This is a genomic window from Microbacterium elymi, assembly GCF_021582895.2.
Taxonomy (GTDB): Bacteria; Actinomycetota; Actinomycetes; order Actinomycetales; family Microbacteriaceae; genus Microbacterium; species Microbacterium humicola.
Map to the genome: position 1 here is coordinate 46,068 of NZ_CP091139.2, position 19,412 is coordinate 65,479.

Annotated in this window: 15 protein-coding genes and 6 pseudogenes; 19 read left to right on the top strand and 2 right to left on the bottom strand. The window is 71.2% G+C overall.

Going from position 1 to position 19,412, the window contains the following annotated elements; genetic code table 11:
• Window positions 1–70: 70 nt before the first annotated feature.
• From L2X98_RS00270 to L2X98_RS00315, 10 genes and pseudogenes are all read left to right on the top strand, one after another.
• A complete protein-coding gene (locus L2X98_RS00270) occupies window positions 71–373 on the top strand; it encodes an ATPase (RefSeq protein ID WP_259611981.1) in 303 nt (100 codons plus the stop codon).
• A 72-nt stretch (window positions 374–445) separates the two neighbouring features.
• Window positions 446–3,107: pseudogene (gene alaS, locus L2X98_RS00275) on the top strand (alanine--tRNA ligase).
• Window positions 3,108–3,124: 17 nt separating this feature from the next.
• Window positions 3,125–3,502 (top strand): annotated as a pseudogene (ruvX, locus tag L2X98_RS00280) (Holliday junction resolvase RuvX); the annotation flags it as partial.
• A 497-nt stretch (window positions 3,503–3,999) separates the two neighbouring features.
• Window positions 4,000–5,037 (top strand): endolytic transglycosylase MltG, encoded by a 1,038-nt coding sequence (mltG, locus tag L2X98_RS00285; protein WP_259613395.1) that lies wholly within the window; start codon window positions 4,000–4,002, stop codon window positions 5,035–5,037.
• Window positions 5,038–5,154: 117 nt separating this feature from the next.
• Window positions 5,155–5,586 (top strand): hypothetical protein, encoded by a 432-nt coding sequence (locus L2X98_RS00290; protein ID WP_259611982.1) that lies wholly within the window; start codon window positions 5,155–5,157, stop codon window positions 5,584–5,586.
• Window positions 5,535–5,867 (top strand): hypothetical protein, encoded by a 333-nt coding sequence (locus L2X98_RS00295; RefSeq protein WP_259611983.1) that lies wholly within the window; start codon window positions 5,535–5,537, stop codon window positions 5,865–5,867. Before L2X98_RS00290 ends, L2X98_RS00295 begins: the two co-directional genes overlap by 52 nt.
• A gap of 30 nt (window positions 5,868–5,897) precedes the next feature.
• Window positions 5,898–7,115, top strand: coding sequence for a chorismate synthase (gene aroC / locus L2X98_RS00300; protein WP_259611984.1), 1,218 nt, complete (start codon window positions 5,898–5,900; stop codon window positions 7,113–7,115).
• Window positions 7,116–7,144: 29 nt separating this feature from the next.
• Window positions 7,145–7,414: pseudogene (locus L2X98_RS00305) on the top strand (shikimate kinase); the annotation flags it as partial.
• A gap of 243 nt (window positions 7,415–7,657) precedes the next feature.
• A pseudogene (gene aroB, locus L2X98_RS00310) lies at window positions 7,658–8,741 on the top strand (3-dehydroquinate synthase).
• 788 nt (window positions 8,742–9,529) lie between these two features.
• Entirely contained in the window at window positions 9,530–9,988 is a 459-nt protein-coding gene (locus L2X98_RS00315) for a type II 3-dehydroquinate dehydratase (RefSeq protein WP_259611985.1), read from the top strand.
• 15 nt (window positions 9,989–10,003) lie between these two features.
• Here the strand turns inward: L2X98_RS00315 and L2X98_RS00320 are convergent, their stop codons facing one another.
• Together L2X98_RS00320 and L2X98_RS19550 are read right to left on the bottom strand one after the other, a co-directional pair.
• Window positions 10,004–10,531: an MFS transporter gene (locus tag L2X98_RS00320; RefSeq protein ID WP_259611986.1), complete on the bottom strand. Its 528-nt coding sequence runs from the start codon at window positions 10,529–10,531 to the stop codon at window positions 10,004–10,006.
• An 88-nt stretch (window positions 10,532–10,619) separates the two neighbouring features.
• Window positions 10,620–11,444: pseudogene (locus tag L2X98_RS19550) on the bottom strand (MFS transporter); the annotation flags it as partial.
• A gap of 56 nt (window positions 11,445–11,500) precedes the next feature.
• Here L2X98_RS19550 and L2X98_RS00325 point away from each other — a divergent pair.
• From L2X98_RS00325 to L2X98_RS00365, 9 genes and pseudogenes are all read left to right on the top strand, one after another.
• A complete protein-coding gene (locus L2X98_RS00325; RefSeq protein ID WP_259611987.1) occupies window positions 11,501–11,716 on the top strand; it encodes a TetR/AcrR family transcriptional regulator in 216 nt (71 codons plus the stop codon).
• On the top strand, window positions 11,713–11,967 hold the full coding sequence (locus L2X98_RS00330; RefSeq protein WP_259611988.1) for a TetR-like C-terminal domain-containing protein: 255 nt from the start codon (window positions 11,713–11,715) through the stop codon (window positions 11,965–11,967). The genes L2X98_RS00325 and L2X98_RS00330 overlap by 4 nt, the downstream gene beginning before the upstream one ends.
• Before the next feature lie 228 nt (window positions 11,968–12,195).
• Window positions 12,196–12,756 (top strand): elongation factor P, encoded by a 561-nt coding sequence (gene efp, locus L2X98_RS00335; protein ID WP_259611989.1) that lies wholly within the window; start codon window positions 12,196–12,198, stop codon window positions 12,754–12,756.
• Window positions 12,757–12,775: 19 nt separating this feature from the next.
• Window positions 12,776–13,186: a transcription antitermination factor NusB gene (gene nusB / locus L2X98_RS00340; RefSeq protein WP_259611990.1), complete on the top strand. Its 411-nt coding sequence runs from the start codon at window positions 12,776–12,778 to the stop codon at window positions 13,184–13,186.
• A 10-nt stretch (window positions 13,187–13,196) separates the two neighbouring features.
• The gene (locus tag L2X98_RS00345; RefSeq protein WP_259611991.1) at window positions 13,197–13,829 is read left to right on the top strand and encodes a hypothetical protein; all 633 of its coding nucleotides are present in this window, start codon (window positions 13,197–13,199) and stop codon (window positions 13,827–13,829) included.
• Between the two features lie 899 nt (window positions 13,830–14,728).
• Window positions 14,729–16,138, top strand: coding sequence for a DEAD/DEAH box helicase (locus L2X98_RS00350; protein WP_259611992.1), 1,410 nt, complete (start codon window positions 14,729–14,731; stop codon window positions 16,136–16,138).
• 110 nt (window positions 16,139–16,248) lie between these two features.
• A complete protein-coding gene (locus L2X98_RS00355) occupies window positions 16,249–17,823 on the top strand; it encodes a Rieske 2Fe-2S domain-containing protein (RefSeq protein WP_259611993.1) in 1,575 nt (524 codons plus the stop codon).
• Window positions 17,824–17,888: 65 nt separating this feature from the next.
• A complete protein-coding gene (pyrR, locus tag L2X98_RS00360) occupies window positions 17,889–18,434 on the top strand; it encodes a bifunctional pyr operon transcriptional regulator/uracil phosphoribosyltransferase PyrR (RefSeq protein ID WP_259611994.1) in 546 nt (181 codons plus the stop codon).
• A pseudogene (locus L2X98_RS00365) lies at window positions 18,431–19,373 on the top strand (aspartate carbamoyltransferase catalytic subunit); the annotation flags it as partial. The gene pyrR and the pseudogene L2X98_RS00365, both read left to right, overlap by 4 nt.
• Window positions 19,374–19,412: the final 39 nt, after the last annotated feature.

The following is a 19,412-nucleotide window of genomic DNA, read 5'->3' on the forward strand; positions in this document are numbered from 1 at the left end:
GACATCCCGGCGCCCTCCTGGCTTTTCCCCTACGATGGGGATGCCGCCGCCGCGGCATGGAAGGGAAGACATGAAGAAGCTCCTGTGGTTCCTGTTCGGCATCGCCGGCGGATTCGTGCTGGCGCACTACGTGAACAAGGACCCGCGCGGCCATGAGGTGCTCGCCGAGGTCGACGCCCGCATCTCCGAGTTCACCGACCGGATCGGCGACGCCTACCGCGAGCAGGAGTCCCGGCTGACCGCAGCGGTCAGCGAGGCGAAGGATGCCGCCGCCGACATGGCGGCGGCGGTCAAAGACGCCGCGGTCGACGCGACCGCCGCGGTCAAGGACGCCGCTGAGGCCGCCGCCGAGGCGTCCCGCCCGGACGCCTGACCCCCCGCCCCGCTCGCATGGCCCTGGGGACCGTTCCGGCCCCGTTCCCCGCCGACCTCTGGGAAGACATCAATGAAGACCGCTGAGATCGCCCAGCGTTACCTCGACTACTTCGAGAAGAACGACCACGTCATCGTGCCGTCCGCGTCGCTGGTCAGCGACGACCCGTCGATCATGTTCACGATCGCCGGGATGGTGCCGTTTATCCCGTACCTGAGTGGTCTGGTCCCCGCGCCGTTCTCGCGCGTCGCCGACGTGCAGAAGTGCATCCGCACGCTCGACATCGAAGAGGTCGGGCACACCGCCCGGCACGGCACGTTCTTCCAGATGCTGGGCAACTGGTCGTTCGGCGACTACTTCAAGGAAGAGGCGATCGGCTACGCGTGGGAGCTGCTCACCTCGTCCGAGGCGGACGGCGGTCTCGGCTTCGCAGAGCGCGACCTGTGGGTGACCGTCTACGAGGACGACGACGACGCGGCCCGGCTGTGGCAGTCGGTGGCGGGGCTGCCCGCCTCGCGCATCCAGCGGCTGGGCAAAGAGGACAACTACTGGCACACCGGCCAGCCCGGCCCGGGCGGTCCCTGCTCGGAGATCTACTTCGACCGCGGCCCGGCGTACGGGCGGGACGGCGGCCCGGCGGTCGACGACGACCGGTTCACCGAGATCTGGAACCTGGTGTTCATGCAGGAGCGGATCACCAACGTCCGCTCCAAGACCGAGTTCGACGTGGTCGGCCCGCTGCCGCGCAAGAACATCGACACCGGCATGGGGCTGGAGCGCGTCGCCTTCATGAAGCAGGGCGTGCAGAACATGTACGAGATCGATCAGGTCCGGCCGGTGCTGGATCGCGCGGTCGAGCTGTCCGGTCGCCGGTACGGAGCCGACGACGGCGACGACATCCGGTTCCGCGTGATCGCCGACCACGTGCGCTCCTCGCTGATGCTCCTCTCGGACGGCGTCACGCCCTCCAACGAGGGCCGCGGATACATCCTGCGGCGCTTGATGCGCCGCACGGTGCGCGCCATGCGCCTGCTGGGCGTGGACGAGCCGACCTTCCCGGTGCTGTTCGCGGCATCCCGTGACGCGATGAAGTCCGCCTACCCGGTCGTGGAGACCGACTGGGAGCGGATGTCGCAGTACGCCGTCGCCGAGGAGGAGACGTTCCTGCGCACGCTCGCGGCCGGCTCGACGATCCTGGATCTGGCGATCGACGAGACGAAGAAGGCCCACGCCGAGGCCATCAGCGGCCCCGAGGCCTTCCTGCTGCACGACACCTACGGCTTCCCGATCGACCTGACCCTCGAGGTCGCCCAGGAAGCGGGCCTCACGGTGGACCGCGCCGCCTTCGACGCCCTGATGCAGGAGCAGAAGACGCGGGCGAAGGCCGACGCCCGCTCGCGCAAGCGGGCGCTGGCCGACCAGAGCGTGTACCGCGAGTTCCGTGCGCACGGCGAGACCGGCTTCACCGGCTACACCGAGCTGGAGACCGAGTCCCGCGTGCTCGGCATCCTCGTCGACGGCCTGCCGGTCGATCGGGCCACACAGGGCCAGCTCGCCGAGGTGATCCTCGCCGAGACCGCGCTGTACGCCGAATCGGGCGGGCAGGTGGCTGACAAGGGCATGATCGTGGGGCCCGGCTACGAGCTCGAGGTGCTCGACGTGCAGCGTCCCGTGCCCGGGCTGGTCAGTCACACCGTCGAGGTCACGCAGGGCGAGGTCGGAGTCGACCAGCCCGCGACGAGCGTGGTGGATGCCGAGAACCGCCGGGCGGCGGCGCAGGCGCACTCCGCCACCCACCTCGTGCACGCCGCGCTCCGCGACACGCTGGGTCGCACCGCGACGCAGGCCGGGTCGCTCAACCGGGCCGGCTACCTGCGGTTCGACTTCTCCTGGGGCTCGTCGCTGTCGACCGACACGAAGAGCGAGATCGAGGAGATCGCCAACAACGCCGTGCGAGAGAACCTGCAGGTGACCACCCGAGTGCTCCCGCTGGCCGAGGCCAAGGAACTGGGCGCGATGGCGCTGTTCGGCGAGAAGTACGGCAGCACGGTGCGCATGGTCGACATCGGCGGCCCGTGGTCGCGCGAGCTGTGCGCGGGGACCCACGTGGCGTCGTCCGCCGAGGTGGGCCTGATCAGTCTCGTCGGCGAGTCCTCGGTCGGAGCCTCCAATCGCCGTGTCGAGGCGCTGGTGGGTCGGGACGCGTTCCGCGAGCTGGCGGCCGAGCGCGCCCTCGTCGCACAGCTGACGTCGTCGCTGAAGACGCCGCGTGACCAGCTGCCCGCTCGGATCGCCGACCTCAGCGCGCAAGCTGAAGGCGGCAGAGAAGAAGATCGCTGCGTTCGAGGCGCGCGCCCTGGCCGACCGCGTCCCCGAGCTGGCCGCGCAGGCATCGACCACGGGCCGGTTCCGGGTCGTGGGCGAGTCGGTGGGTGCGGTCGCGTCGGCCGACGACGTCCGGTCGCTGGCACTGCAGGTGCGGGACCGGCTCGGCGCCGACGCCGCCGTGGTCGCGCTGGCCGGCGTGGCCGGCGGCCGGCCGGTGGTCATCGTCGCGACGAACGAGGCCGCGCGCGACGCCGGCGCCCGCGCCGGCGTCCTGGCCAAGTCCGCGGCATCCGTCCTCGGCGGAGGCGGTGGCGGCCGCGACGACGTGGCCCAGGGCGGCGGCACGGACGCCGCGGCCCTGCCGGCGGCGCTGGCGGCGGTGCGCTCCGGCCTGGAGAGGGTGTGATCGACTTCCGACGCGGGGTGCGGCTGGCCGTCGACGTGGGCAGGGCCCGGGTCGGGGTGGCGCGGTGCGATCCGGACGGCATGCTGGCCGTTCCGGTGGAAACCGTGCCGCGCGAGCCGGATCCGCTCCCGCGGCTGATCGCGCTGGCGACCGAGTTCGACGCCATCGAGTTCGTCGTCGGCCTGCCGCTGAACATGAACGGCCAGGACACGGCCTCGACCGCGGATGCGCGGGCCGTCGCGGCCCGGCTGGCCGCGGCATCCGCCGTGCCGGTCCGTCTCGTGGACGAGCGGCTCAGCACGGTCAGCGCACACGCCGTTCTGCGGGCATCGGGCAGAACACAGCGTTCATCTCGTAGCATTGTGGATCAAGTCGCCGCAGTCGTCTTCCTCCAACAGGCTCTCGACATCGAGAAGCGCACGGGACGACCGGCCGGTGATCGTGTCCCCCACGCAGGAGCCCGCCTGAAATGTCCGACGCCCGATCCGACGGCGATCCGTTCGCCGAGATGTACGGCCGGCTGCCCGACCCGCGCTCCGGGCGCGCGTCGGCGCCCGGCACGGGCGGGACGCCGCTGTCACGGCGCGAGGCACGCGAAGCGGCGGCACGTGAGGCGGCTGCACGCGAAGCGGCTGCACGCGAAGCGACGGCGCGGCAGGACGCCCCGGCCGCCGACGAGGGCCGGGAGAACCCGGATGTCGCGCCCGGGCCCGTCCGTCGGGGCAATCCCGATCCAGGCGTGCAGACGAGCGGAACGACGGCGGACCGGCCCGAGCTGGCCGATCTGTTCGCCGGCTCGGCGAGCACCGAGGCGCTCGGGACGGTCCCGAAGAAGAAGTCGAAGCGACAGAAGCGCCGCGGCCGGTGGATCGGGTTCGCGGTCGTCCTCGTGGTGCTGGTCGGCATCGGCGGCGCCGGCTGGTACGTGTGGGACACGTATCAGGACAACATCCGCTCGATCATGGGATGGGAAGAGCCCAAGGACTACGAGGCGGGACAGGCCGACGGCGAGGCGCTGGTGACCATCGTCAGCGGTGACAACGGCAGCTCCATCTCGCGGACGCTCGCCTCGGCCGGGGTGACGAAGACCCCCGAGGCGTTCTACAGCATGCTCATCAGCACCGGGCAGAGCCCGACCTTCTACCCGGGCGTGTACAAGCTGCAGAAGAAGATGACCTCCGCCGCCGCGCTGAAGACCCTCGAGGATCCCGCTTCGAAGCTGGAGAACTCGGCGCTGATCCGCGAGGGCGTCACCGAGGAGACGATCCTGAAGAACCTGTCCGAGACGCTGAAGATCCCGCTGGAGGACTTCCGGGCCGCGACCAAGGATCCCTCGAAGTACGGGGTGAAGGCCGACAGTCTCGAGGGCTGGCTGTTCCCCGCCATGTACACGTTCGATCCGGGCGCCACCGCGACCGACGTGATCAAGACCATGGTGGCGCGCACCGTGCGATCGCTGAACGACGCCGGGGTCCCCGACAGCGACCGGCAGCGGATCCTCACCATCGCCTCCATCATCCAGCGGGAGGCGCGCTCGTCCGACGACTTCTACAAGGTGTCGCGGGTGATCGAGAACCGCCTCAGGCCGAACAACCAGGAGACGTTCGGCAAGCTGCAGATGGACTCCACCGCGCAGTACGGCTACGGCGAGATGCACGACGGCACCGCCAGCTCGAGCCAGGCGGCGCTGGACGACGACAACCCGTGGAACACCTACGTGCACACCGGGCTGCCGGTCGGCCCCATCTCCAGCCCGGGCGACACCGCGATCGACGCGGCGATGCACCCCGCCGACGGTCCGTGGATGTACTTCGTCACGGTGAACCTCGACACCGGTGAGACCGTCTTCAGCGCGACCTACGCCGAGCAGCAGAAGGCGATCGGCCAGATGCAGACATGGTGCAGGGCCCACCCGGACTCGGGATGCTGAGCGAGGCGGACCGGCTCGAGGTCTGGGGCGACCCGATCGCACACAGCCTGTCGCCGGCGCTCGCACACGGCTGCCTACGCCGCGCTCGGACGGGACTGGTCCTACGGGCGACGCCGCGTGGACGCGACATCCTTCGCCGGCGAGTTCGCCGGACTCGACCGACGCTGGCGCGGCCTGTCGCTGACGATGCCGCTGAAGGCCGCGGCCTTCGCCGCGGCCCGCGCACGCGACCGCGCGGCGACCCTGTCCGGCGCGGTGAACACGCTGCGCTCGCCCCCGACGGGCCCCGCGGATTCAACACGGATGTCGGAGGCATCGTCGCCGAGCTGTCCGGGCAGGACCTTGCCGACATCGGCCGGGCGCGGATCGTCGGCGCCGGGGCCACCGCCACCTCGGCCCTGCTCGCGCTGGCCGAGCTCGGCGTGCGCGACGTGGATGTCGCCGCCCGCCGCCCGTCCGCGGCGGCGCCGCTGGAGGCACTGGGCGCGCACCTCGGCGTGCGGGTGCTGGTGCACGGGCTGGACGGGCCGGGCGCGCCGGTCCCGCTGACGTTCGCCACCCTTCCGGGCGGCGCGGCGCTGGACGAGGCCGCCGCGGACGCGCTGGCGAGCGGGGGCGGCGTCCTGTACGACGTGGTGTACGGGCACTGGCCGACCGCCCTCGCGCAGGCATGGGAGCGGCGCGGTCAGCGTGCCGTGCCGGGCCTGGGCATGCTCATCGGGCAGGCGCTGCTGCAGGTGCGGATCTTCGCCTCCGGCGAGCCGACCGAGCCGCTGCCGGACGAGGCCGCGGTGCTGACGGCCATGCGGACGGCCGTCATCGACGTCTGAGCGCGCCCGCCGGCATGGGAGACTGGGGGAATGCTCCGCGTGCTCACGGCCGGCGAATCGCACGGCCCCGAACTGGTCGCCCTGATGGAGGGACTGCCCGCCGGCGTCCCCGTCTCGCGGGCGGCCATCCAGGCCGACCTCGCGCGCCGCAAGCTCGGGTACGGGCGCGGCTCGCGGATGAAGTTCGAAGAGGATGAGCTGACCATCTCGACCGGGGTGCGCTTCGGCCTGAGCCTGGGCAGCCCGATCGCGCTGCGCATCGGCAACACCGAGTGGCCGAAGTGGACCGAGGTGATGAGCGCCGAGCCGGTGGAGCTGACCGACCGCTCACGCGGTCGCGGCGCCCCCCTGACCCGCCCGCGCCCCGGACACGCCGATCTGGTCGGCATGCAGAAGTACGGCTTCGACGAGGCCCGCCCGATCCTGGAGCGCGCGAGCGCGCGGGAGACGGCGGCGCGCGTCGCCCTGGGCGCGGTGGCCCGCGCGTTCCTGGGCGAGCTGGGGATCCGGCTGGTCAGCCACACCCTGTCGATCGGGACGGTGCAGGTGCCCGAGACGGCACCGCTGCCGGTGCCCGACGATGTGGACGCCCTGGATGCCGATCCGCTGCGCTGCCGGGATGCCGCCACCAGCGCACGCATGGTGGAGGAGGTGGACGCGGCCCGCAAGGACGGCGACACCCTGGGCGGCATCGTCGAGGTCCTCGCGTACGGGCTGCCGCCCGGGCTCGGATCGCACGTGCAGTGGGACCGCCGGCTGGACGGACGCCTCGCCCAGGCGCTGATGAGCATCCAGGCGATCAAGGGCGTGGAGATCGGCGACGGCTTCCAGACCACCCGGCGACGGGGCTCGGCCGCGCACGACGAGCTGTTCGCCGAGGCGTCCGGCATCACCCGGGCCACGGACCGCGCGGGCGGCACCGAGGGCGGCATGTCCACCGGCACGGTGCTGCGCGCCCGAGCCGGGATGAAGCCGATCGCGACCGTGCCGCACTCGCTGCGCACCGTGGACGTCGCCACCGGCGACACCGCGTCGGCCCACCATCAGCGTTCCGACGTGTGCGCCGTGCCGGCGGCGGGCGTGGTCGCCGAGGCGATGGTCGCGCTCGTGCTGGCCGAGGTCGTCCTGGAGAAGTTCGGCGGCGACAGCGTGGAGGAGACCCGACGCAACGTCGAGGCGTACCTCGCGGCCATTCCGGCCACGCTGCGCACGAGCGATGTGAGCGATCCCGACCTGCTGCGGCCATGACGGCGCGCAGCGCGGTCCTGATCGGCCCGATGGGGGCCGGCAAGACCAGCATCGGGCGCAAGGCGGCCAAGCAGCTGGGCGTGCGCTTCTTCGACACCGACATCGCCGTCGCCCGCGTGCACGGCCCGATCCCCGGGATCTTCGCGACCGGCGGCGAGCAGCGCTTCCGCGACCTGGAGCGGGTCGCGGTCCGCGAAGGACTGGCCGGCGGCGGGATCGTCGCCCTCGGCGGCGGGGCGATCCTGCATCCCGACACGCGCACCGAGCTCGCGCAGCATCCCGTGGTGCTGCTGACCGTCGATCTGCGCACGGTCTCGGGCCGCATCCGCACGACATCGCGTCCGCTCGCTGCAGGGCGAGGACGCCCTCGGCCGCTGGGCGCAGGTCGCCGCCGAGCGGGCCGAGCTGTACGCGCGGCTGGCGGACGTGGCGATCGACACCTCCACCGGGCACATCCGCGACATCGTCGCGAACGTGGCCGGGTGGGTGCGCACACGATGGAGCCAAGACGATGCCGCATCGGCGGCGCAGGAGGGAACGGCATGACGGATCAGACGGTGGTCACCGTCGCGGGCGAGCTCCCGTACGACATCACGGTGGGCCGGGGGATCGTGCGGGAGCAGCTGCCGCAGGCGATCCCCGAGGCGGCGCGGAAGGTGCTCATCGTGCACCAGCCGTCGCTGGCGACCGCCGCAGGGCAGCTGCGCGAGACACTCGCCGAGGGCGGACGCGAGGTGCTGCTGGCCGAGATCCCGGATGCCGAGCCCGGCAAGCGCGTCGAGGTGGCGGCCTTCTGCTGGCAGGTCATGGGCCAGGCCGACTTCACCCGCACGGATGTCGTGATCGGGTTCGGCGGGGGAGCGGTGACCGATCTGGCCGGCTTCGTCGCGGCGACCTGGCTGCGCGGCGTCGAGGTGATCCAGCTGCCGACCACCGTCCTGGGCATGGTCGATGCCGCCATCGGCGGCAAGACCGGGATCAACACCGCCGAGGGAAAGAACCTCGTCGGCGCGTTCTGGCCGCCGCACGCGGTGATCTGCGATCTGGAAGCTGCTGGACTCGCTGCCGTCGAACGAGCGGGTCGCCGGCTTCGCCGAGGTGGTCAAAGCCGGGTTCATCCGGCATCCCGAGATCCTGGAGATCATCGAGGCCGATCCGCAGGCGGCCGTGGATCCCACGACCGAGGCCTTCCGTCGGTGCATCGAGCTGGCGATCCGGATGAAGGCCCAGGTGGTCGGCGAGGATCTGCGCGAGGCCGGGCCGCGGGAGGTGCTCAACTACGGCCACACCCTGGGCCACGCGATCGAATTCGCCGAGCGATACCAGTGGCGGCACGGAGCGGCCGTCAGCGTCGGGATGATGTACGCCGCGGAGCTCTCCCGCCTGGCCGGGCGCCTCTCGGATGCTTCGGTCGACCGGCACCGCAGCATCCTGTCCAGCCTCGGCCTGCCCACCACCTACCGGGCGGGCGCGTGGCAGAGCCTGCCGGCCACCATGCGCCGGGACAAGAAGGCGCGCGGCGCGATGCTGCGCTTCGTCGTGCTCGACGAGATCGGGCGACCGACCGTGATGCAGGCGCCGGACGAGTCTCTGCTGTTCGCCGCCTATCAGGAGATCGGCGCGTAGCACCTCGCCGGCCGCGACGCGGGCGCGCTCTATCCCGGGCTGTGTTCCTGCCCCGTCCCAGCGCAATTTCGCCCTGGTCTGGTCGTTCGGCCATGGTCTGGTCATTGCCCTCTCGCAGGCTCACCAGTTGATCCGCGGGACGGATCAACTGGTGAGTCTCGGGACAGGACATGACGGACCCGGCGAACGCGGGCCGCGCGGCGCCGGCGTTCGCGTGGCGCTGGGGAATGCCGAGCCGGGGTTGCCGAGCGATGTCGGCGGCGAGCGGCAGGATGTGCGCATGCCGCAGACGAACAGCCCCGAGACGACGTCGGGCGACGAGATCGACGTGTCCGGCTACGTGCGCCGTGCGCGGCGCCTCGCCGACCTGAGCCAGCGGGATCTCGCGCAGCTCGTCGCGGTCGGCCAGTCGACGATCGCCCGCGTGGAGAGCCTGCGGCGAGATCGATGTTCGCACGCTTGCGCGCATCCTCGCCGTCGCGAACCTGCGCCTCGCCGTCGTCGACCGACAGGGCGGCGAGGTGCGGCCGATGCCGGCCGACGTGCTCCGCGATCGAGCGGGCCGGCGCCGGCCCGCGCACCTCGACGTGCACGCGCGACCCGACACTCCGACCGTCAAGATGCTGCTGCACAGCGCCGACCCGGTACCGCCCGGCGGTTCATGGCACCACCTCAGGAAGGAGCGGGATCGGATACGCGCGAAGTCCGGGCGCGGCCCGACCGACGAGCAGCTGAGCGCGGGTGTCGTCCGAGCGCGGCGGCTCCGAAAGCGACGCTAGGGTGATGGCGTGAACACTGCGCGCCGCCTGCTGCTCGTGAACGGCCCGAACCTGAACCTGCTGGGCGTGCGCGAGCCGGACCTCTACGGGACGGCCACCCTCGCCGACGTCGAGCGGATCGCCACGGATGCCGCGGCCCGGCACGGCTTCGAGGTCCGCGCGGTGCAGAGCAGCCACGAAGGTGTCCTGCTCGACGCGATCCACGCGGCGCGGCAGGACTGCGCCGGCATCGTCATCAACCCCGGCGGCCTGACACACACCTCGGTCATCCTCCGCGACGCCCTGTCCGGCGTCGCGCTGCCGGTGGCCGAGGTCCACATCTCCGACGTCAACGCGCGCGAGGAGTTCCGGCGCTTCTCGTACGTGGCCGACGTCGCTGCGGTGCACGTGATCGGCGAGGGCGTTCAGGGGTACGCGACCGCGGTGGACCTGCTCGTCGACGTGATCGCCGGGCGCGCCGAAGGCTGAGGCCCGGCGCCGCGGTCAGGCCGGCTGCGGCGCGGGCACGGCGACGACCCGCCGCCCGGGCAGGGTCAGGCACACCCCGATCGCGACCACGGTGAAGCCGACCGCCCACCAGAACGCGACGTCGAACCCGCTCGCCAGCGCCGCCAGGTCGGTCGCGCCGCCGGTCGCGTTCTCCAGGATCACGGCCAGGACCGCCGTCCCGAACGCGCCGCCGACCTGCTGGGCGAGACGGGTGATGATGCTCGCGTGCGGCACCTCGCTGCGCTCCAAGCCGACGAAGGCCACCGACATCACCGGGATCATGACCGCGCCCATGCCGAACCCGCGCACCAGCAGCACGGCCATCAGCCACCAGTCGTTCGTGGCGGCGCCGGCCAACGCGAACGGGATCGTGGCGGCGCCCATCACGATGAACCCGCCGATCGAGACGGCGCGGGCCCCGATCGAGTCGGTGAGACGCCCGGCGAGCGTGCGGCTGAGCAGGGCGCCGACCCCCTGCGGGATGGGCAGCAGCGCCGCGGTCAGCGCGTCCGTGCCGCGCACGATCTGGAAGAACAGCGGCAGGAGCGAGCATCGCCCCGTAGAGCGAGGCCCCGGACAGGAAGAGCACGGCGGATGACGAGGCCACGGCGCGGCGGCGCAGGAGCCCGATGTCGACCAGGGCCGCGGCCGGGCGGCGCACCTGCGAGATCACGAAGGCGGCCGCGAAGGCGAGACCCGCCGTGACCGGGAGCCACGCGTCGGTGCGCGTGAATCCGCCGTCGCCGCTCACGTTCGACAGGCCGTAGAGGATGCCGACCAGGGCGGGGGAGACCAGGAGCAGGCCGAGCCAGTCGAGCACGGGACGGTCGCGCGGCTCGTCGGCCGGGACGAACTTCCACGCGAGCGCGAGGCCGACCAGGCAGAACGGCACGTTGACCCAGAAGATCCAGCGCCAGTCGAGGAAGTTGAGGATGAGACCGCCGATCGTCGGTCCCAGGATCGGGCCGAGCGCGGCGGGCAGGCTCACCATCGCCATCAGCCGGCCGAGGCCGGCTCCACCGGGCACCTGCTGGACGGCCAGCGTGGCCATCAGCGGCATCATGAGCCCGCCGCCGATGCCCTGCAGCACGCGGAATGCGATCAGGCTCGGGGCATCCCAGGCGAGCGAACACGCGATCGAGGCGACGAGGAAGATCGTCAGCGCGATCATCCACAGCCGCTTCCCGCCGATCCGCGCCTGCGCCCAGCCGACCACCGGAATGGCTACGCCGAGGGCGAGGAGGTAGGCGGTCGTCACCCACTGGATGGTGCTGACCGGGACGTCGAGGTCGACGGCGAGGGTCTTCAGCGCGATGCTCATGATCGTGCTGTCGAAGATGACCGCCAGGCCCCCGACCATCAGGACCAGAGCGGTCACGATGGCGCGGCGCGGGACGACCGGAGCAGATGTGTCCGACACGGGAGACTCCTTCATAAGATACGCGAGTGTATCTAGAAGGGGAGTGTACGCCGATCGGATAAGATACACAAATGGATCTTGAACAGGATGTCCCGGCCCGCCGCCGCCGGGGTGAAGAGCTCGAACAGGCCATCCTGCAGGCCGGCTGGGACCAGCTGCTGGAGGGCGGATACCCGGGGTTCACGATCGACGCGGTCGCCGAGCGGGTGCAGACGAGCCGATCGGTGATCTATCGGCGGTGGGCCGACCGGCAAGGCTGCTGGACGCGACCCTCTCGTTCGGATTGAACCAGGGCAGGCTGCCCACCCCCGACACGGGCACCCTGCGCGGCGATGTGCTGGCACTGCTGCGCACATCCAACGCCGCCCGCAGCGCGATCGCACCGCTGCTGAGCGTCTTCATGGGGTCGTACTACGCCGAGTCGGGCCGCACGTTCGCCGACGTGCGCCGCAGCGCGTTCGGTGAGCGCGCCGGGACGTCGATGGACATCGTCCTGGAGCGCGCCATCGCGCGGGGGAGGTCGACCCGGCGCGGCTGACGCCGCGGGTGCGGTCGGTGGCGTCCGATCTGTTCCGCCACGACCTGCTGATGACGGCCGCCCCGCTGTCCGACGAGGCGCTGGTGGCCATCGTGGACGAGGTCTTCCTGCCGCTCGTGCGGGCCTGAGTCCGGCACCGGCCGCTCTTCCCGTAGAATCGACTGTCGGCCGCGCGCACACGGCGCTGCGCCCGCACGTGAGAATCCCCGACGAACGGAACCCCGGCACATGGCATCCACCGCAGACATCCGCAACGGCGTGGTCCTGAACCTCGACGGACAGCTCTGGAGCGTCGTGGAGTTCCAGCACGTCAAGCCGGGCAAGGGCGGCGCGTTCGTGCGCACCAAGCTGAAGAACGTCGTCAGCGGCAAGACGAACGACAAGACCTTCAATGCGGGGTCGAAGGTCGAGATCGAGAACGTCGACCGCCGCGATTTCACGTACCTGTACGGCGACGGCGACGGGTTCGTGTTCATGGACGCCGCCGACTACGACCAGATCACCGTGCCGGCGACCGTGGTCGGCGATGCCAAGAACTTCATGCTGGAGAACCAGCAGGTCACCATCGCGCTGCACAACGGCTCGCCCCTGTACGTCGAGCTGCCGGCCTCGGTGATCCTGGAGATCACCTACACCGAGCCGGGACTGCAGGGCGACCGCTCGTCGGCCGGCACGAAGCCGGCCACGGTCGAGACCGGCTACGAGATCCAGGTGCCGCTGTTCCTGGAGACCGGCACGAAGGTCAAGGTGGACACCCGCACGGGCGACTACCTCGGCCGTGTGAACTGAACCGGCGGTCCGACCGCCGATGAGCGCACGCACCAAGGCGCGCAAGCGCGCCCTGGACATCCTGTTCCAGTCCGACGTCCGCGACGAGCCGATCGCCAGCATCCTCGCCGCCGAGGCGAAGCGCGCCGCGGGCGAACCCGCGCGCGAGGCCTCGTGGCTGTACGCGCGCGAGATCGTCGACGGCATCATCGACAACCGCGACGAGATCGACGAGCAGATCACCACCTTCGCCAAGGACTGGTCGCTGGCCCGGATGCCGGCGGTCGATCGTGCGCTGCTGCGCATCGGCTCGTGGGAGATCCTGTACAACGAGCACGTGCCCACCGCGGTCGCGATCGACGAGGCGGTGGAACTGGCCAAGGAGTTCTCCACCGAGGAGTCCGGCGCGTTCGTCCATGGAGTTCTGGCCCGGATCGCCCGCTCGTCCTGAGCCTCCGCCGGTGTCAGTGCCAGTGTCTGCGCCCCTCGCCCCCGATGACGCCGGTCGCCGCGGCCGCCCCGTGGCGCCCGGCTGGCGCGACCTGGTCGAAGCCTCCCCGGCGGCCCGGTCGCGAGGGACGGCCCTCGCGCTGGGCGTCGAGCTGCGCCAGCGGCACCCCCGCGGGCGCACGCAGTGGGCGCCGCGCCGCGTCGAGACCGCCACTGCGCGCAGCATCGCCACCGTCGGCGGCGAGCTGCTGGTCGGACTCCGGCCGCTCGAGCGCAGCACCGCGACCGGCAACTGGATCCGCGGCGAGGCGTCCTGGGACGCGATCCGCCGCGGCGGCCCCGGGTTCGACCCGGCCCACACGCGCTGGCTCGCCGAGCTCGCACAGCATCGCGCACGACACCGTCTCGCTGGGGCCGCTGGCAGACGCCTCCGACTGGCTGACGCTGGACACGATCGCTTCGTCGCTGCTCTGGCCGCACCTGGCGGCCGCCGCAGCCCTCGGCATCCCCGTGGTGCCCACCGCGAAGGGGCAGGAGGTGCGGCTGGCCGACACGGCGACGGCGGCCGTCCACATCGCGCGGGAGGGCGAGGCGCTGGTCCTGTCGCCTCGGATCACCGTCGACGGCGCGCCGGTCACGCCTGAGACCGTCCGGCCGGTCGGGAGGACGGGACTGTATGCGTACACCGTGGTCCGCTCCACGGTCGCTCTCGCCCTCGCGCCGGTCGCCCTGGACGAGCCCGTCGTCGGGCTGCTGGCCTCGCCGGCGCCGCTGATCGTGCCGGGCGACGAGGTGGACGCGTTCCTGCGCACCGGGTACCCGCGACTGGCCCGGCGCACGACGATCACGACCGACGCCGCCCTGCCGCTGCCCGAGCTCGAACCGCCCGTCCTCGAGATCGCGGTGCATTTCCGGCCGCGCGACCGCGTCGAGTACGAACTGGAATGGCGCTGCCCGGACGGCACCCGGCATCGCCCGGGGGAGGATGCCGCGGCCGACCGGGACGGCGAGGCAGAGACGGCGATCCTGGACCGGGTCGCCCAGGCGTGCGAGGCCGCGGCATCCGCCCCGCTGGCCGCGCAGGGGAGCTTCGACGGGATCGAGGCGGCCGAGTTCGCGTCCCGGCTGCTGCCCGCGCTCGAAGGACTCGACGGTGTGGTGGTGCGGACCACGGGCCGCCGTCGCGCCTACCGCGAGCTCACCGGCGATCCGCAGATCACCGTCACGACGGTGGAGAGCACCGATGCGGACTGGTTCGACCTCGGCGTGATCGTGACCATCGACGGGCGCAAGCATCCCGTTCGCTCCGCTGTTCTCGGCGCTGGCGACCCGACGGACCAAGCTGCTGTCGGACGGCGGCTACTTCTCGCTGAAGCATCCCGCGCTGGATCGTCTGCGCGAGCTGATCGACGAGTCCTCGGACCTCGCCGAATGGGAGACCGGTCCGCGGATCAGCCGGTATCAGACCACCCTCTGGGAGGACTTCGAGGACCTCGCCGACGTCGCCGAGCCCGCCGTGTCGTGGCGGACGACCGCCGAAGGGTTGCGCGACGTCGACCGGATCGAGCCGACGCCGGTGCCGCGGATGCTGCAGGCCCCGCTGCGCCCGTATCAGCGGGCCGGCTTCGACTGGCTGGCCTTCCTGTGGCGCCACCGGCTGGGCGGGATCCTCGCCGACGACATGGGCCTGGGCAAGACCGTGCAGACGCTCGCCCTTCTCGCCCACGCCCGCGAGACCGGCGAGCGCCGCCCGTTCCTGGTCGTCGCACCGACCTCGGTGCTGCCCACCTGGCGCGCCGAGGCGGCGAAGTTCGCCCCCGAGCTGACCGTGCGGCTGGTTCAGACCACAGGGCGCGTCTCGGACCCACCGGGCCGGGACGCACCCGCCGCGGACGTCGTGGTCACCTCGTACGCGCTGCTGCGCCTGGACGAGGCGGCATACGCCGGCGTGGAGTGGGCGGGGATCATCCTCGACGAGGCGCAGTTCGTGAAGAACCCGGCCACCAAACTGCACAAGGCGGTCAAGGCGCTGCGCGCCGACGCCGTCTACGCGATCACCGGCACGCCGATGGAGAACGGACTGGGCGAGCTGTGGGCGATCCTGTCGCTGACGGCGCCGGGCCTGTTCCCCTCCGCGCGCCGCTTCCGCGAGGAGTACATCGGGCCGATCGAGAAGGGCAAGGTGCCCGAGAACCAGGAGGGGGCGCCGTATCGCGCCGCACGGCTGGCACGCCTGCGGCGGCGGATCCGCCCGCTCGTGCTTGCGCCGCACGAAGGAGCTGGTCGCCGCCGAGCTTGCCCGCGACAGGAGCAGCGCTCGTGGTCGAGCTCGCTCCCGCGCACCGTGCGCTCTACGACACGACGCTCGCAGCGCGAACGGCAGAAGGTGCTGGGCCTGCTGGACGACCTGGACCGCAACCGGTTCATCGTCTTCCGCTCGCTCACCCTGCTGCGGCTGATGAGCCTGGCCCCGGCGCTGGTCGACCCGGTGCACGCCCGTCTTCCGTCGGCGAAGCTGGACGCGCTGATCGATCAGCTCGCCGAGCTGGCCTCGGAAGGGCACCGCGCGCTCGTGTTCAGCCAGTTCACGTCGTTCCTGCAGCTGGCCGCCGATCGGCTCCAGACCGCCGGCATCCGGCACGAGTACCTGGACGGCTCGACCCGCCGCCGCGGCGACGTGATCGACGCGTTCCGCTCCGGGGATGCGCCAGTGTTCCTCATCAGCCTGAAGGCCGGCGGATTCGGCCTGACCCTCACCGAGGCCGACTACGTCTTCCTGCTGGATCCCTGGTGGAACCCGGCCGCCGAGGCGCAGGCGGTGGACCGCACGCACCGGATCGGGCAGACCCGCAACGTGTTCGTGTACAAGATGATCGCGGCGGGGACGATCGAGGAGAAGGTGGTCGCCCTGCAGCGAGCGCAAGGCGCGCCTGTTCCGGTCGGTGATGGATGACGGAGACGCCTTCGCGCAGACCCTGAGCGCCGACGACATCCGCGGTCTGTTCGAATCCTGAGCAGCGAGCGCCGCGTAGACTTTCACGGCGACGACCCAGGAGGAGTGTCATGCGGATCACCGGCCTCGGCCATGCCGGCATGTTCATCGAGACAGCCGGCGGAAGCATCATCTGCGACCCGGTGCTCGGCCCCAGCTTCTACGGCTCGTGGTTCCCGTTCCCCGACAACCGCGGGCTCGAATGGGAGCGCTTCGGACAGGCCGACTTCCTGTACATCTCGCATCGGCACCGCGATCACTTCGATCCGCGGCTGCTGCAGACGTACATCCGCAAGGACATCCCGGTGCTCCTGCCGGACTACCCGACCGACGACCTCGAGGACGACATCCGCGCCCTCGGCTACACGAACATCGTCTACACGCAGGCCGGCGTGCCCCTGCGGTTCGGCGAGCTGAATCTGATGGTCACCCCGCTGCGCGCGCCCAGCGACGGCCCGATCGGCGACTCGTCGCTGTCGCTCGATGACGGCACCGCCAGCATCCTGAACCAGAACGACTCGCACCCGCTCGACCTCGAGAAGCTGCTGAGCTTCAGCAAGCCCGACGCGTACTTCACCCAGACCTCCGGAGCGATCTGGTGGCCGATGGTCTACGACCTGCCGCTTCAGGCCAAGCAGAACTTCGCGCAACTCAAGCGCGATGCGCAGAACAAGCGCGCGATGTACTACATCGACAAGGTCGACGCGGAGCATGTGTTCCCGATGGCGGGCCCGCCGATGTTCCTGCGCGACGAGCTGTTCCGCTTCAACGGCTGGGGGAGCGAGGACGACTCGATCTTCACCGACCAGGCGCAGTTCCTCGAGCACATGCGCGAGCAGCGTCCGCAGCAGAAGGGGCATCTGTTCGTCCCGGGCACCCAGGTCGACCTGGACCACGGCGATATCGCGGTCACCCAGACGCTGTACACGGATGCCGAGATCGAGCGGATCTTCTCGGACAAGTGGGGCTACCTCGCCGAGCAGCGCGCGGGACGCCAGCAGGAGCTGCGCGACGAGCAGGCCTCCCGGGCCGCCGTGCTCGCTCCGACCGAGATGCTCGCCGCGCTGAAGGAGTGGTGGGAGCCGCTGCTGCGCAAGTCCCGCACGATCCGGCTCGGCGTCGGCGGACCGGTGCGGATGACCATCGGCGAGCTGGACCTGGTGGTCGACTTCCCCCGCGCGAAGGTGCGCGAGTACGCCGGCGAGGACTGCGAGTTCTGGTACACGATCGGCGCCGACCTGGTCTCGACCAACATCCGCGATCACGAGATCGACTGGTCGAACTCGATCTTCCTGTCGATGCAGTTCAGCGCCGGTCGCAAGGGCAAGTTCAACGAGTTCATCTACACGTTCTTCAAGTGCCTCTCGGCCGACCGCATCGAATATGTGGAGAACTGGTACTCCGAGCAGACCGACACCAGCGAGGACGTGCAGCTGGGCGACTGGGTGGTGCAGCGTCGCTGCCCGCACCTGCGCGCGGACCTGTCCAAGACCGGGAAGATCGAGGACGGGGTCCTGACCTGCAGCATGCACGACTGGAAGTGGGACCTGGCCAGCGGCCGCTGCCTGACCACCCAGGGGCATCCCATCCGGTCTCGCGACGTCGAGGACGAGCTGGGCCGCGAAGCGACGGTGCCCGCCGGCTGAGCCGATAGACTCGGATCACCCGGCAACCTTTAACCCCGTCCCGTGAGGCGGAGAAGGGAGCGACGATGAGCACGCGCACCGTGCCTCCTCGCGTCGTTTTGCAGAGTGCCGACATCAGACGCGCACTGACTCGGATCTCGCACGAGATCCTGGAGTCGAACAAGGGCGCACAGGACCTCGTCATCCTCGGCATCCCCACCCGCGGCGTCACGCTCGCCGAGCGCATCGCGACCCTCGTGGGCGAGGTGGGCGGGGTGGCGGTCCCGGTGGGATCCGTGGATGTCACGATGTACCGCGACGATCTGCACCGGCATCCCACCCGCGCCCCGCAGCGCACGCAGATCCCGCCCGGGGGCCTGGACGGACGCACGGTCGTGCTCGTGGACGACGTGCTGTTCTCCGGACGCACCATCCGCGCCGCCCTGGACGCCGTCGGCGACATCGGGCGCCCCGCCGCCGTGCGCCTGGCGATCCTGGTCGACCGCGGGCACCGCGAGCTGCCCATCCGACCCGACTTCGTCGGCAAGAACCTGCCCAGCGCGCGGGACGAGCGGGTCAACGTCCGGCTCGTCGAGATCGACGGCGCCGAGGAGGTGACGATCGGATCATGAGGCATCTGCTGGACACCAAGACGCTCAGCAGGTCCGACGCGCTGCGCATCCTCGACGTCGCCGAGGACATGGCCGACACCCAGCAGCGCGAGGTCAAGAAGCTGCCGACCCTGCGCGGCAAGACCGTCGTCAACCTCTTCTTCGAGGACTCCACCCGCACCCGCATCTCGTTCGAGGCCGCCGCCAAGCGGCTCTCCGCGGACGTCATCAACTTCTCCGCGAAGGGCTCCTCGGTCTCCAAGGGCGAGTCGCTGCAGGACACCGCGCAGACCCTCCAGGCGATGGCGGCGGATGCCGTCGTGGTCCGGCACGCCGGCTCGGGCGCACCGCGCACGCTGGCCACCAGCGGCTGGATCAGCGCCGGCGTGGTCAACGCCGGCGACGGGACGCACGAGCATCCCACGCAGGCGCTGCTGGATGCGTTCACCCTGCGCAAGCGCCGGCACGGCGCCGGCAGCCGGGGCCGCGACCTGGAGGGGATGCGCGTGACGATCGTCGGCGACATCCTGCACTCACGGGTCGCACGCTCGAACGTGTGGCCTGCGAACGCTGGGCGCCCAGGTGACGCTGGTGGCACCGCCCACCCTGATCCCGCAGGATGTCTCGGCCTGGCCGGTCACGGTAGGCTACGACCTCGACGAGGCCGTGGCCGCGGCCCCGGACGCGCTGATGATGCTGCGCATCCAGGGCGAGCGCATGAATGCCGCATATTTCCCCACCGAACGGGAGTATTCCCGGCGATGGGGGCTGACTCCGGAGCGCTTCGAGGCGCTGCCGGAGGGTACGATGATCATGCATCCCGGGCCCATGAACCGGGGCTTGGAGATCTGCGCGCAAGCCGCCGACTCGCCCCGCTCGACCGTGCTCGACCAGGTGACCAACGGCGTGTCGGTGCGGATGGCCGTGCTGTACCTGCTGCTGGCGGGGAGCGGGACGCGCCGCAGGACGCGCAACCGCGCACGGACGAGAAGGAGGACG